14 protein-coding genes are annotated in these 13,801 nt (G+C 73.1%); all 14 read right to left on the bottom strand.

Translation table 11 applies throughout. The features are described from left to right. Positions 1–219: 219 nt before the first annotated feature. The 14 genes from BM048_RS16785 to BM048_RS16720 all read right to left on the bottom strand — a co-directional run bounded on the left by BM048_RS16785 (position 220) and on the right by BM048_RS16720 (position 13,801). Positions 220–1,809: an RNA-guided endonuclease InsQ/TnpB family protein gene (locus BM048_RS16785; RefSeq protein ID WP_090034952.1), complete on the bottom strand. Its 1,590-nt coding sequence runs from the start codon at positions 1,807–1,809 to the stop codon at positions 220–222. Between the two features lie 64 nt (positions 1,810–1,873). Continuing rightward, positions 1,874–2,182: a hypothetical protein gene (locus BM048_RS16780; RefSeq protein ID WP_090034949.1), complete on the bottom strand. Its 309-nt coding sequence runs from the start codon at positions 2,180–2,182 to the stop codon at positions 1,874–1,876. After that, the gene (locus tag BM048_RS16775; protein ID WP_239078854.1) at positions 2,179–3,195 is read right to left on the bottom strand and encodes a PDDEXK nuclease domain-containing protein; all 1,017 of its coding nucleotides are present in this window, start codon (positions 3,193–3,195) and stop codon (positions 2,179–2,181) included. The genes BM048_RS16780 and BM048_RS16775 overlap by 4 nt, the downstream gene beginning before the upstream one ends. A 148-nt stretch (positions 3,196–3,343) precedes the next feature. Beyond that, a complete protein-coding gene (locus BM048_RS16770) occupies positions 3,344–4,300 on the bottom strand; it encodes a hypothetical protein (RefSeq protein WP_090034947.1) in 957 nt (318 codons plus the stop codon). After that, positions 4,294–4,896, bottom strand: a complete 603-nt coding sequence (locus tag BM048_RS16765; protein WP_139224523.1) for a hypothetical protein — start codon at positions 4,894–4,896, stop codon at positions 4,294–4,296. The genes BM048_RS16770 and BM048_RS16765 overlap by 7 nt, the downstream gene beginning before the upstream one ends. Beyond that, the gene (locus BM048_RS16760) at positions 4,893–8,123 is read right to left on the bottom strand and encodes a LysM peptidoglycan-binding domain-containing protein (protein WP_090034942.1); all 3,231 of its coding nucleotides are present in this window, start codon (positions 8,121–8,123) and stop codon (positions 4,893–4,895) included. The genes BM048_RS16765 and BM048_RS16760 overlap by 4 nt, the downstream gene beginning before the upstream one ends. Next, on the bottom strand, positions 8,123–8,548 hold the full coding sequence (locus BM048_RS16755; protein WP_090034940.1) for a hypothetical protein: 426 nt from the start codon (positions 8,546–8,548) through the stop codon (positions 8,123–8,125). The genes BM048_RS16760 and BM048_RS16755 overlap by 1 nt, the downstream gene beginning before the upstream one ends. After that, positions 8,545–8,988: a TadE/TadG family type IV pilus assembly protein gene (locus tag BM048_RS16750; RefSeq protein ID WP_239078853.1), complete on the bottom strand. Its 444-nt coding sequence runs from the start codon at positions 8,986–8,988 to the stop codon at positions 8,545–8,547. The genes BM048_RS16755 and BM048_RS16750 overlap by 4 nt, the downstream gene beginning before the upstream one ends. Then, positions 8,985–9,404, bottom strand: coding sequence for a TadE/TadG family type IV pilus assembly protein (locus BM048_RS16745; protein ID WP_175499609.1), 420 nt, complete (start codon positions 9,402–9,404; stop codon positions 8,985–8,987). The genes BM048_RS16750 and BM048_RS16745 overlap by 4 nt, the downstream gene beginning before the upstream one ends. A 38-nt stretch (positions 9,405–9,442) precedes the next feature. After that, complete coding sequence (locus tag BM048_RS16740) at positions 9,443–9,634, bottom strand: hypothetical protein (RefSeq protein WP_090034934.1); 192 nt, start codon at positions 9,632–9,634, stop codon at positions 9,443–9,445. 99 nt (positions 9,635–9,733) lie between these two features. Then, a complete protein-coding gene (locus tag BM048_RS16735; protein ID WP_139224522.1) occupies positions 9,734–10,645 on the bottom strand; it encodes a hypothetical protein in 912 nt (303 codons plus the stop codon). Positions 10,646–10,650: 5 nt separating this feature from the next. Continuing rightward, positions 10,651–11,523 (bottom strand): type II secretion system F family protein, encoded by an 873-nt coding sequence (locus BM048_RS16730; protein ID WP_090034929.1) that lies wholly within the window; start codon positions 11,521–11,523, stop codon positions 10,651–10,653. Next, positions 11,520–13,022 carry a TadA family conjugal transfer-associated ATPase gene (locus BM048_RS16725; RefSeq protein ID WP_090034926.1) on the bottom strand — a complete coding sequence of 501 codons (1,503 nt, stop codon included), beginning with the start codon at positions 13,020–13,022 and terminating at the stop codon, positions 11,520–11,522. Before BM048_RS16725 ends, BM048_RS16730 begins: the two co-directional genes overlap by 4 nt. Then, complete coding sequence (locus BM048_RS16720; RefSeq protein ID WP_090034923.1) at positions 13,019–13,801, bottom strand: CpaE/TadZ family protein; 783 nt, start codon at positions 13,799–13,801, stop codon at positions 13,019–13,021. Before BM048_RS16720 ends, BM048_RS16725 begins: the two co-directional genes overlap by 4 nt.

Below are 13,801 nucleotides of genomic sequence, written 5' to 3'. Positions count from 1 at the left end.
TGTGTTCGGCACACGCGCGGTGCCGGTGCGGCGTCCCCCGGCGACGGGGTGGCGTTCCTCCCGACCATCCCCGCGCGTGGGGGACGCGGCAGGTGCATCTGGGCGAGATGCTGCTCCAGCTGCTGGGACCATCCCCGCGCGTGCGGGTCGCGGCAGCTCGGTGACGGCGAGCGGTGGACCGAGGTCGGACCATCCCTGTGCGTGCGTGCGGGTCGCGAGCTACGCGACCAGCGACGGTGCAGTGCGCTGGGGGGATGGGGAGTCGGTTACCCGCTCCGGTGGCCCCGCGGTGCGGGGTCTTGCCGGACCAGCCTGCTCCCCCGTCGCACGGGGTCGTCGGCGCTCGTCCGGCCGTTTCGCGTCTCCCGCGTCCGCAGGCGACGTCGCGACTATCGCCGAAGCGAGGTCGCGGATGTTCCGTGCGGCGTTGAGGTCCCGGTCGATGACCAGGCCGCACTCGTCGCATCGGTAGGTGCGCTCGGACAGGAGCAGCTTGGCTCTCACTGCTCCACAGCCCGAGCATGTCTTGGAGGTCGGCGCGAACCGGGCGACCGCGACCACGACGGACCCGTACCGCTCGGCCTTGTAGGTCAGCTGCCGGCGTAGCTCGCCGAACCCGACGTCGAGGATGGCCCGGTTGAGTCCGGACTTCGCGGCTGAGCCGTTCGACAGGAACGACCCGGGCCGGTCGGGGTCGGGTACGGCCAGCGGTGCCGCGGTCATCCCGCGGACGTTGAGGTCCTCAATGGCCACGACAGCCCACCCGGTGGCGAGTGCCTTGGTGAGCTCGTGCACGACGCCCTGGCGGCGGAGCGCGGTGCGGTGCCGCAGCCGCGCGACGGCCCTCTGAGCCTCTTTCCAGCCCTCGGACGGGCCAACACCGCGGCGAGGGCCCGCGCGGCGCGCAGCGGCCCTCTGCGCGCGTGTGAGGCGCCGTTCCGCAGCGGCCGCGGCACGGGGGTTGTCGTGAACAGTGCCGTCGGATAGCACGGCGAGGTGCTTGACGCCGAGGTCGACGCCGACGACGCCGGCGGTGCGCTGGGCTCGGGTTGTGACCGGGGCGGGCAGGGAAGTGGTGGCGATAGCGACGTTGATCGAGACGTACCAGCGATCACCGTGACGGGAGAAGTGCGCCGCTGTGGGCCGGCCCCCGCGGTGGATGAGCCGGCGCAGCTGGCGGGTGTTCTCGTGCACGCGCAGCGACCCGAGCGAGGGAACCTTGATCCGGTGGGCGCCGTCGATCACGCGCCAGGGATCCTGGTCGGCGATGACGAGGTTGTAGAGCGAGAACGCGTCGCGGTCGCGGCCCTTGCGCTTGAACCGAGGCCACCCCGCCGGCCGACCGTCACGCCGGGTCCGCCGCGCCGGCGCGGTGAGCCGCTGGTGGTAGCGGTCGACCGAGGCATCGAGCGCGCGGAGCGCGGAGGAGACGGCGAACCGGTTGACGCCGTGCCGCTCGGTCTGCCACCACGCGAACCGTGACTCGGGATCGCGGGTCTCGGCGGTGAACGCCCGGCCGAGGGCGATCGCGCGCGGGGTGCGGCCGAGCTCGGCCCGTGCCGCGGCGTACGCGCGGCGACGCCACGCAGAGTCGTCCATCAACGCGGTGGACGACGCGGCCGCGCCGGCTGCCTGATTCTGGACGTGCGCGCGCACGGCGTCCTCGTGGGCGTTCACGGCCGCCAGGGCCCAGTTCCACACCGCACGAGCCGTACCGGCATGCCGGGCGAGCAGCACCGCCTGCTCTTCGGAGAGGGCGCGCGTGTCCAGGCACAGGCGCACGACTCGTGTCGTGGTCTGCTCCCCCACCGTGCACCCCCTCTGGCGATCGTGGCGTGACGGTAGCGACCGGCACCGACACCGGCCGCCGGCGCTACGCGTCTGGCTGTGGCCGAGGTGGCCCGGACAGCGGCCAGGGCGCCGCGTCGATCTGCGCCCACGCGTCCTCCACGCTCGGGCGCATCACCATGTGCGGGCCGTGCACCGTGCGCGCCGCGACCGCGCGCCAGAACAGCGCCACCATCCGCACGTCGTCCTCGTAGCCGAGGTGGCCCTGCACGTAGGCGTCCACCAGCGCCGAGCACTTGAGCGCCTGGAGGTACGTCACCGCCACCGGCACGTTGTCGTGCGGCTGGGGCTCCCGGACGGTGTCCTGCCACTCGTCCGGGTCGAACCCCGTCACGGCTCGGGGTCCAGGTCGTCGAGGTCGAGCGCCTCGCGCAGCTGCTCAGCGCTCGGCAGCGCGGCACGAGCGTCGGCCGGCAGCCCCTGGTAGTCCGCGACGGCGACCGGCGCGGCCGTCGACGCCAGCGAGTACCGCACCACCGGCCCGGCCTTCCCGGTGCACAGCAGGATCCCGACGGTCGATGCGTGCTTCTCGGGCCGGCGGTACTGGTCGTCGACGACGGCCACGTAGAACCCCAGCTGGCCGAGGTGGGCCGGCTCGAAGTCGCCCACCTTCAGCTCGACGACGACATACCGCAGCTGCTCGACGTGGAAGAAGAGCAGGTCGAGGTAGAACTCCGAGACGGCGTCGGTGCGGTCGTCGGGCACCGTGAGGCGCACCTGGCGGCCGACGAACGCCATCCCGCTGCCGAGCTCGAGCATCGTCGCCTGCAGGCGGTCCATCAGCGCCTGCTCGACGTCGCGCTCGGCCAGGGTCTTGACCAGGGCCAGGTGCTCGAAGACGTAGGGGTCCTTGACCAGCTGCTGGGCGAGCTCGGAGTCGGCCGAGTCGAGCGCGGCGGTGAAGTTCGTCGGTGCGGCGCCCAGCGCGGTGCGCAGCCCGGAGCGGATCTGCAGCTCGAGCACCCCGCGCGTCCAGCCGTGCTCGGCCGCGGCCGCGGCGTACCAGTCGCGCTCTTCACGGGTACCGAGCCGGTCCAGGAGCACGTGCACGTGGGTCCACGGCAGTTGTGCAGCAGCGTGCTGCACAAACTCCGCCTCGGTCGGCCAGACCTCGGCCGCCTTGCGCATGTAGAGCAGGTTCCGTCGGGACCAGCCGCGCTGATCAGGGAACTCGCGCTTGAGGTCGCCCGCGAGCCGGTCGACGACCTTGCTACCCCACCCAGCAGCCTGCTGCCGTACGAGGATGTCGCGGCCGATCGACCAGTACAGCCGCAGCACCTCGGTGTTCGCCGCGCGCGCCGCGCGGAACTGCGTCGCGCGCACGCGCGCCTTGAGCTCGGCGAGCAGCTCGCCGTACCCGTCCACGACGTCGCGCTCGTCCTCACCGTCGCGCTCGACGCGGGCCGCGGCCTCCGCGAGCTCGGCCGCGGCCCGCAGCTCGCGCTCAAGCGCGGACTCGCTCACCCGCGACTCCACGAGCGGTGACCGGCCGGCGTCATCGACCGGCCCCGTCCGTGACGATCACCTGGAGCTCGCCCACCCGCAGCTGCGTCGTGCGCGTGAAGGTCAGCGGGATCGTCCCGGACTGACCGCCGCCGGCCCACGCGACGGTCCAGTACGACGTCGCGGTCACCGTGTACGCCTCCCCCGGCCGCCCAGCCGAGGTCCGGGCGTACCGGTGCCCGCACGTCGGTGAGGGCTGGTCCTGGTAGCGCGCCTCGTACGCAGTGCCCTTGGCCGACGGACCCGTGCACGTCACCGAGCGACCGTCGCCCATGTTCCAGACGATCCGGTCGAGCGTGCCGGTCGCGGTAACCGTCAGCCCGCCGGCGCTGGCGCTGCGCGTGATCGGCCCGACCGTGTGCTCATCCGGATCTGCGACCCACAGCCATGTCGGAAGACCAATGATCTGCATCGAGTCCGGATCGTCGCCCTTGCCCGTGATCCCGATCTCCGGCGCGCGGAAGTCCATCGCCGCGACAGCCTGGTCCGCGAGCTCACGTGGTGATGGACCGGCGCCCGGTGCCGAGGCTGCCCAGTACGTCTCCGAGTAGCACTCGCCAGCATCCTGACCGAGGCACGACGGCTGGACGCACACCAGGATGACGCCGTCCGTACGACCGCCCCACACCGGAGCACCAGCAGGCGGCTGAGGATCTGCGGTCCGCGCGTAGCAGCCCTTGCCGGCGACCCAGTAGTAGCCCTCGAGGGAGCAGGGAACCTCTCGCCCACCGAATGAGCACGTCGTCGGGCCGCTGGCACCGCCGCCGCCGTTTCCGGGGCCACCCGGGCCGCCCGGCTCCTCCGGGTCCGTGACCGTAATCGTGCACTGCCCCCGGACAGGTGTGGTGCCGGGCGGGCACTGGATGGGCTCGGCCGCGGCCGGCTGGAACGCCGAGGGCAGCACGAGCAGGAGCGCGACGAGCAGGATGCGGAGGGTCCGGGTCAGCATGGCCGGTCCTGCAGAGTCTCGGCCGCATTCACAGTCCACCGGCCGTCAGCCTGGCGCTGCATGAGGACGGCAGTGATCAGGCGATCGGGGAAACCGGGCTGTGTCACCGAGGCACCCTCCGGGTTCACGATGTCGCTGTCGCTCGTGTCGAGGCACGCCTCCATCCGCACCTGCTCGCCACCACCGCCCGACGGGTCGGGGATGTGCTCGGTCACGGTCAGCGACGCGATGGCGGTCTCGCCGGTCTGTCGAAGCCCCTGCTGCGAGGCCTGTGTGTAGTAGTTGACGAGCACCTCGCGGTAGTCGCCGCCGACGAGCGGGATTACCTGGTCCTGCCATCCCGCCATCCCAGCCTGCTGGACCGCGTTGTCGACGGCGTTGTAGTGCTCGTAGGCGGCCCGCGCCTCGCCGATCTGCTCCTGCACAGGGTCGAGCGTCGGCGTCGGCGTCGGCGTCGGGGTGGGGCTCGGTGTCGGTGCCGTGGTCGTCGTGGCGGTAGGTGTCGGCTTGCGGTCGTCGGGCGTGCAGGCGGTGGTGCCGGCGACGAGGGCCCCGGCGATCACCGTGGCGACCAGAAGTCGTCGAGGGTGGGTCATCGTGCTCCTCCGTGTGCGGCGCGTCGGGTGGTGAGTTTGTGGACCTCGGCGAAGAGCTCTTCGGTCTCGGGCTCGGCTTCGGTCTCGAGGTCGGCGAGGAGGTCCTGCAGCTGGCTGACGAGGCGGGTGGCGTCGTCGGCGCGGCCGGCGGCCCACTCGGCGCGGATCCCGTCGCGCCAGACGCGCTCGTCCGCGGCGTCGACGAGCCGGCCGACGGCGGCGGCCTGGCGGGCGGTGGCGGTGTCGCCGGTCTGCAGCGCGCGGCGTGCGACCTCGTGAGCGACGTCGACGATCGCGGCGAGCATCTCCTGCATGTCTGCCTCGGCCCAGGTGTACTTGGTGGCCTTGGCGTCGGCGAAGGGCCGGCCGCGCACGAGGGAGAGCGCGGCCTTGAGGTCGGCCAGGGGCGTGGTCGCGGCGTTGTCCCCGACGAGCTCGAGGAACTGCGCCCAGTCGGTCGTGACGCCGCGCAGGCGGTAGCCGTCGCCGTCGGCGGCGTCCTCTTCGCTGCCGACCACGAGCGGCAGGTGGTTGCGCCCGTCGGCGTCGACGCCGAGCCAGCGCCGGGCCCGGGAGACGGCCGAGCGGCGCGTCGTGAGGTTCGGGGCGCGGCCGGGCCACATCGCGGCGGAGATGTCCGCACCGGTGGCGCCGGGGTGCAGCGCGAGGAACGCGACGAGCTCGGTGGCCTGACGCTGGTGCGAGGGCTGCATCGTGACGCCGGAGGTCACTTCGACGTCGACGGGGCCGAGGACCTTGACGGCCGGCGGCCGCAGCTGGACGACTGCCGCCGACGTCGGCTCGTCGGCGACCTCCGCGACGTCGACGTCGACGACCGTGCTGTCGGCTGCCGCCTCGTCGTCGTCGGTCGCGGCCGCGACGGGCAGGTCGGCGAGCGGGACCTCGTCGTCGACGAGGTGAGCGGCCCACGTCGGGCCGGGCTGAGGGTCCTGCTCGCGCAGCAGGTTGAGCGCGAGCTCGTAGGTGGCGGCGTCGAGCTGCTGGGGGCGGATGGTGATGCCGGCGGGCTGGAGCACGCCGCGGCTGGGGTCGTCGCGGTCGAGGTCGAGGACCCACTCCCCTAGCTGCGCGTCGGAGGTCACCGCGGCGATCCCCACGCGGGGGACGCGGGTGACGAGCTGCTCGAGGGCGGCGCGCACCGTGGGGTCGAGCTGCTCGCCGATGAGCAGGATCTCGGGGGTCCAGGCGTCAGCGGCGAGGCCGCGGCCGCGTGCGTCGACGAGCGACTGGGCGCCGGACTGGCCGAGCGCGGACTCGACCTCGGCGGCGCGGGCCTCGAGCTCCCGGACGATGTTCGCCAGGCCGTGGACGTGTCGGATGCGGCCGGTGTCGATGACGTCGCCGAGCTCGGGCATGGTCGAGACGAGGGTGACCTGGACGTCGTCGGCCCACGGGGTGGTCGCGAGCTCGATGGCCAGCGCGGCGAGGGTCGCGTGGGTGGTGGGCTCGTCGCCGCGGATCGAGAGGCAGTCGACCTGCTCGAGGTCGAGCAGCACGTGCGCGTTCTCCTCGTCGTGCCCGAGGGTCACCAGGCTCGGGTAGGGCGAGGAGGTGTCGGCGTCGACCTCGAGCGGGACGTCGGCGGTGTCGGTCGCGGTGATCTGCCAGACGCACCGGTCGGCGGTCCCGGTCCACGGGGCGGGCAGGTCGGCGGGCTGGTCGAGGTAGATCTCGAAGTAGTCCTCGGACAGCCGGGCGGCGCGGACGTCGGGCAGTGCCTTGCCCTGCTCGCGGTGCCAGGCGGCCATGGCGCGCAGCGCCCGGTTGACGGTGTCGACGCCGAGCGGGTCGGCCACGGCGCGCAGCTCGGCCTCGAGGACCGACTCGCCGCTGTCGGGCTCGGGCAGGGCGATGCGCTGGCCCGGGCGCCGGCGCCGGCGGGCGGCGGAGCGCTTGGCGGCGAGCAGCCCGAGGAGCCCGACGGCGAGCAGGCCACCGACCCCGGTGAGCGTCCGAACCTCGACGGCGTGGTCGTCGACGTCCTCGTCGAGTGACGTGGCGGTCTCGTCGTCGCCCTGCTGCGTCGAGTCCTGCGCGTCCTGAGGCGCCTGGCTGGCGGGCGGTGCGGGCTGTGCCGGCTCCTGGCCGGTCTCCTCGGCGCGCTGCGTCTGGTCGGCCGGCTCGAGCGCCTCCTGTGCGCCTGCGGGACCCTGCTCGTCGAGCGGCTGCTGAGCCTCGGCCGGCGGGGCCACGGTGGTGGGCGCCTCGTCGATCGCAGGCTGCTCGTCGACCACGGCCGCGGGCTGCTCGTCGACGACGGGCGCCTGCTCCTGGGCCCCCATGACCGTGGTGGTCGCGGGCACGATGACCGTCCAGCCGGGGCGGATGAGGCTCGGGTCCTGCAGGCGGGCACCGTCCCCCTGGTCGAGGTCCTTGGACGCGTCGAAGATGTCGGTCCACCGCTCGCCGTCGCCGAGCTGGTCGTCGGCGATGGACCACAGGGTCTCCCCCGGCTGCACGACGTGCGTCGTGCTCGCCGCGGGCGCGCTGGCGGGCGCGGCGGCCTGCGGTGCCGGCACGGGGAGCAGCAGCGTCCAGCCCGGGTCGATCCAGTGCGACGGGCCCAGGGAGTGCCCGCCGGGCTGCGGCCGTCCGTAGTTGAGCTCGGCGATCTCCGGCCAGCGCTGCCCGTCTCCGAGCTGCTCGTCGGCGATCGCCCACAGGGAGTCGCCCTTGCGTACCTGGTAGGTCGCGAGCTCCTCGGTCTGGGGTGCTGCCTGCTCCTGAACCGCGGGGGCCGGCGCGGTAGCGGCGACAGGGGTGGCCGGTGCGCTGACGGTGACGCCCGGGGTGAGGGCGGCGCTGACTGGGGCCGGCGCCGCGGCGGCGTCAGCCGCGGTCGCGACGGGTGCGACGGAGAGCGCGATGAGCACGGAGGCGACCAGCCCTGAGGCGAGCCGCTGCTGGGCGCCGAGGCCACGCAGTCGGGGCGCGCGCACGCCGCGCAGCTGGGCGGCGGTCTCGGTGATCGTGGCGATCGCGAAGGTGGCCCAGGCGAGCCACGCGACGACCTTGATCACGCCGAGCAGGACGCTGCCGGTGTAGTCGGGCCGCGAGAAGGTGCCGACGACCTGGTCCCAGTCGGGCAGCGCGCTCGGCAGGGGGCTGCCGGCGACCGCCCACAGCAGCACGGGCAGGCCGACGACGAGCGCGACCAGGACCAGTGCGGCGAGCAGGCCGCGCAGGCGTGTGGCGGTGGTGGTCATCAGCCCTCCTCGGTGATGCCGCGGGCCACGCGCGCGGACGCGGAGCTGGTCACGTTCCAGGTGCCGGCACCCACGATCCCCAGCAGCTGGGGCGTGTAGGTGGTGGTGACGGTGACGGTGACGGTCTGGCCGGACACGTCGACCGCGCCGGTCATTCCGGAGGCGCCGATGACGGCGTTGGCGGCGGCCTGGGCGCCGGAGTTGGTGACGTCGGGCCGGACGCCGTCCTGCGCCTGGGCGGTCTCGATCTGCTGTCCGGCGGCGCGCGCGGCCTGCCGGGCGACGTAGGCGGCCTGGTCGGCGGCGTGCAGGCGGCCGCCGACGTCGACGACGAGGCCGACCATGGCGATGAGCGCGACCATGACGACGATGAGCATGATCGAGGCGTCGCCGCGGTCGTCGTCGGTGAGGCGTCGGCGGGTCATGACCGCTCCCGGTAGGTGTCGAGGACCGACGTCGCGGTCGCGGTGAGGGTCCTGGTCGCCGGCGCACCGGGCAGGGCCAGGTCCCCCAGGGGCACGACGCAGGTGACGGTGACCTGCACGGTGGCGGGCTGTCCCGGCGCGGCCGCGAAGCCGCTCGTGCTGGTCGTGACGTCGGTCGAGACGCAGGCGAGGTCGGAGTTGGCGAGGGTCGTGGCGGCGGCGTTCGTGGCGGTGGACTGGGCCGCGGTCGCGTTGCGGGAGATCGACGCGGCTCGGGCCGCCTCGTTCGCGGCGGCCTGGACGGCGCCGTCGCCGACGGCGATCCGGCCGACCGCGATGATCAGCAGGCCGATCAGGAAAAACGCCGGTAGGACGACGGAGGTGCCGACGGACACGGAGCCGCGGTCGTCGTGCTTGAGCTGGCGCAGGCGCTGCCTCACGGTGCACCTGCCGAGGTGAACTGCTCGACGGAGCCTGTCGCGGTGGCCCAGACGGTGATCCCGGACAGGCCCGGGACGATCGACAGCGCCTGGCCGCTGACGGTGGCGGTGACCTGCGCTGCGCCCCGCTCGACGTTGACCGCCGCGCCGGACAGCAGGGACGCGCCGCCGGCGCGGTCGAGACGGGCGTTGGCCTCGGCGACACCGGAGCCGGCGGTCGCGTCCTCCAGCTGGGTGGCGAGCACCGCGCCGTTCGCTGCAGAGCGCGCGACGTTGCGGGCGTGGAAGACGATCCCGCCCTGGACGATCGCGAAGAGCAGGAGCAGGACGACGGGGTAGAGGATCACGACCTCGACGCCCGCGGAGCCGGTGTCGTCACCGGCGCGCAGGCGGGCGATCCACGGTGATGCGGACACCGTGGATCGCCGCCCCCTGCGAGTCATGGCCATCGCGCTTAGAAGAGCGCGATCTGGCCGTTGACGAAGGCCGTGACCGCGACCGCGATGAGACCGGCGATGACGATGCCGAGGACCGTCAGCAGGACGTACTCGACGGAGCTGGCCCCCTCGTCGTTGGGCCGGTCGCCCTTGAGCCGCGAGATGCGGTCCTGGAGGCGGGTCGTGGTGGTGCGGAGCTTGCGGATCATCGGCTTCTCCCCTGCGGTGCGGTGGTGGTGGGTGGAGTTGCGGGCATCTCCTGTAACTGCGGATCTGGACGTCGTTGTGACACGAGGCAGGCTACGGATCTATCCGGCGCCTTGGGAGAACACAGTCATACCGACTGGAATCACCATCGCGAGAAGGAAAACTCCGACGGTGAGCGTGGCGGGGATCGTCATGCGGGTGCTGTCGTCATTGGCGGCCGCCCGGTCCAGGGAGATCTGTGCGCCGCGCAGGCTGCGTGCGCGGCCGCGCAGCTGCTCGACGACGGCCGCGCCCTCGGCGCCGGCCAGGCGCATGATGTCGGCGACGTCGTGCAGCGCGGGCACCTCCAGGGAGTCACCGAGCTGGTCGAGCGCGGCCCACGGGGTCACGCCGGCGAACCGTGCGAGCTGCAGCGTCTGGGAGATGCGCTGGAACGGCCACGACCCGCCGACGGTCGCGGCGCCTTCGGTGGCCTGGATCGCGCCGGCGCCGGACATCCGCTCGATCGCGAGCAGCTCGAGGTAGGCGCCGACGGCACGGGTGACCTCCGCGCGTGCGGCCTGGGCCTTGGACGTGGCCTCCAGGTCGGGCAGGAACCAGAAGACCGTGGCGAGCAGGAGCGTGCCGAACACCGGCACGATCAGCGGCAGCTGCAGACCGAGCGCGGAGAAGAGCACCCCGCAGGCGGGGAGCGCGATCAGGCCGATCAGCGCGACGAGGACCTTCTCCCCCAGCAGCGTGTGCGGCGCCTTGCCGATGAGCTCGAGGTCGGCCGGGCTGGGCGTGATGCCCTTGATGCGCGGCAGGCTGACGCGTCGGGAGACGACGACGCCGAGGCGGTCGCTGATGCTGCCGTCGTGGACCTCGAGCGCGGGGTTGCGGGGCTGATCGGCGCCGGAGAGCCGGTCGAGCGCGCTGTTGAGTGCCGGCTGGGTGGGCAGGAGCTCGCGCAGGACGAGCCAGACACCGGCGCCGATGGTGGCGCCGAGGAGGAGCGGCAGGATCCAGGGCATGGTGATCACCGTCCGGGGGTGGCGGGCAGGAAGCGCGGGATGGGTGTGCCGGTCGCGATCTTCCGCATCCACATCAGGCACCCGGCGTAGGCGGCGATGAGCACGATGGCGACGATCTGGCCGAGTCCGGTGCCGTACCAGGCGGCGTAGGAGCTGGTGAGTGCGAGCAGGGCGATCGTGCCGACGCTGAAGATCGTCACCCACCGGGCAGTGGCACGGGGTCCGGATCGGTCGGCCTCGATCTGGCGCCGGGAGGCGGTGAGCTCGGCGACGGTCTCGGCGAGCTCGTCGAGCGCCTTGGTGACCGCGCCCTCGCGCCGCTCGGCCTCCAGGATCAGGCACGCGGCGACCAGGTCGCTGACGTAGTCGTCCATCTCGTCCGCCCACCGCAGCAGGGCCCCGCGGATCGGTTGCTGGGCGTCGAGGCGGGCCACGAGCCCGGACAGAGAGGGCTGCAGCGTCGGGGGCGCGGACCCGAGCGAGGCACGCAGCGCCTGCTCGAGACCGACCGACCCGCCGACGAGGGTGCCGGACAGGCCGCGCACCCAGCTCTCGAGGTCGCCCAGGCGCTGCACGTCGACGTTGGAGCGCGCCGGGCGCAGCAGCGACGGCAGGCCCAGGATCGCCGCCGGCGCCAGGGGGACGAGGATCCACCATCCGGTCAGTGCCGCGACGACGAGCGCGACCGCTGCGGCGACCGCCGCGGCGCGGCGCCGGCGGCCCAGCGCTCCGGCGGCGCGCAGGCCGAGGAGGTCCAGCAGCTTCGCGCCTCGCTGCGGGCCCGGGACCGTGGGATCGATGGGACGCAGGCCCGCGACGATGGCGAGGATCCCGGCGCCGATGAGGATGACGACGATCGCGGCGGTCAGCGCAGTCACGACTGCCCCCAGGTGCCTTGGGTGTAGTTGAACAGCGAGCGGTCGAATCCCGCGCGCACGAGGTCGTCCATGAAGGTCGGCGCGTTGGCCGGCACCGCCCGCCCGTCCGGTCCGGGCACGAACACGTCGGTGATCGCGACGGGGTTGTCCCGTTCGCCGCGGGTGACCTCGATGACCTGGGAGACGTACCGGTCGCGGGACCCGTCGGGCCGTGTGTCGACCGAGATGTAGACGATGAGGTCGATGCTGTTGGCGATCGCCCGGTAGGCGTAGGTCTCCGAGAGGCGGGAGTCCTTGACGGTGAGGCCGACCAGGCGCTCGACGACGTCGCGGGCGGAGTCGGCGTGCACGGTCGACATGGAGCCGTTGCCGCCCTGCATCGCCTCGAACATCGCGACGATCTCGGCGCCGCGGACCTCGCCGACCAGGATCCGGTCGACGTTGTGACGCAGGGATCCGCGCAGCAGCTCGCTGGCGGAGATCTCGCCGGCGCGGGTGCCCCCGGCGGTGTACTCCCCCGAGCCCAGCCGGGTCTCGAACGGCACGACGCGGTGGTGACGCTCGGGCTCCTCGTGCAGGTAGAGCTCGAAGTCGGTCTCGATCGTCGCCAGGGACTCCCACGGGTCGAGGGCCGAGGCCAGCGCCCGCAGCAGGGTCGTCTTGCCCGAGCCCTGGCCCTGACCGCTGACCACGATCGACTTGCGTGCACGCACGGTGGCCGCGAGGAACTCCTCGAGCACGTGGTCGATCTCGCCGGCCCGCCGCAGCATCGCCATGTCGACGTGCTGGAGGTGCTGCAGGCGGATCGAGATGCGCGGGACGGGTGTGGTCCAGGCGTCGGCGGCCAGGCGGACCCGGCCAGGGAGGCGCATCTCCAGGTGCGGGTTCGAGCGGGTGAACGACAGCTCGTTGTCGTCAGGGTCACGGCTGGCGAGGAACTGGAGGAAGTTGATCAGGTCGGCGTTGGAGTCGGCGATGGGCGGGGCCCACTCACGGTGGCCGTCGGCGAACAGCAGCAGGACGCGGTCGTGGCCGGTGATCTCGATGTTGACGACGTCCTCGCGCTCGACGAGTGCCTGCAGCCGGCCGAGCCGGAACATCGCGTCGAACAGCGCCTTGACCAGGCGGGCCTCGTACCTCGGCTCGAACCCGGGCTGGCCGTTCTCGAGCATGGTGTCGCTGTGGTCGCGCACGACCGACTGGATGTGCGCGCGGCCGAGTTCCTCGCGGCTCGCACGGTCGAGGCGCTGCCCGACGAGCGACCCGGCCTGCAGCTCGGCGACCTTCTGCCGCAAGGCGTTGACCGTGCGCCAGAACTCTGCGTCGGCTGCCCCGGTCACGGCGCCGGTCGTCGTAGCGGCGGGGGCGACGCGGGCCAGGCCGCGCGCCGGCGTCTCGGTGGTGTCCGCCCAGACGTGCCGCGGTGGCAGGTCGGTCGGCTGCGGCGGGGTCGCGAACAGCGGCAGGTCGTCCAGCGACGGGATGTTCTCGGTGGTCATCGCTCCTCCGTTCCCAGGTCGGTGCGCCTGCGCGCGATCCGGCGCGAGGCTTCGTGGGCGACGGTCAGGGCGGTTCGTGCGAGGTGCGACCGGTCGAACTTCCGGGTCGTCTTGGCGCCGACGGAGTACACCTCCGCGGAGACCGGGTCCCAGGCCAGCGCGCCCACGGACGCCAGGCCGATCTGCTTGGAGATCTCGCTCTCGGGGTAGGGCCGGCCCGCGCCGATGACCAGCAGCGCGTGGTTGGTGACCTGGCGGGCCGCGGTCTCGACGCGAGCGTTGACCAGTGCCCGGGTGGCGTAGATGTCGGGCAGGCGGGATCCGGTGGTGACGAGCACGAGGTCGGCGACGGTCAGGATCGCTTCGCGCGGGTCGACTGGGCTGTGGAGCCGGCCGAGGTCGAGGATCACGTCCACTCCCCCGCTCTCGAGGGCTGCCAGCAGGCTGGCCAGCGGACCCCACAGGTCACGCAGCGACGGCGCGCTGGCGGCCTCGGGGATGCCGGGCAGGAAGTACCGGTCCTCCGCGCCGTCGAAGATCGGCAGGGTGTTCTCGCGCAGCTGGTGCTGGGTCAGCTCGCCGTGGCTGTGGGCGATCGCGAGCTGGCGCAGGCCGCGGTCGTGGGGCAGCTGTCCCTGGTAGAAGCCGGGCAGGACGCTCGAGCCGGCGACGTCGGCCTCGACCAGGAGCGCCGGTCGCGGCCAGGCCGCGGTGAGCGCGATCGCGCTCGTCGTGCAGCCGGGTGCGCCCTTGGCGGATGCGATGGCGATGAGCGCCAC

The sequence above is a fragment of the Cellulomonas marina genome (assembly GCF_900111925.1).
Lineage (GTDB): Bacteria > Actinomycetota > Actinomycetes > Actinomycetales > Cellulomonadaceae > Cellulomonas > Cellulomonas marina.
This window is presented reverse-complemented; position numbering and strand designations above follow the sequence as displayed.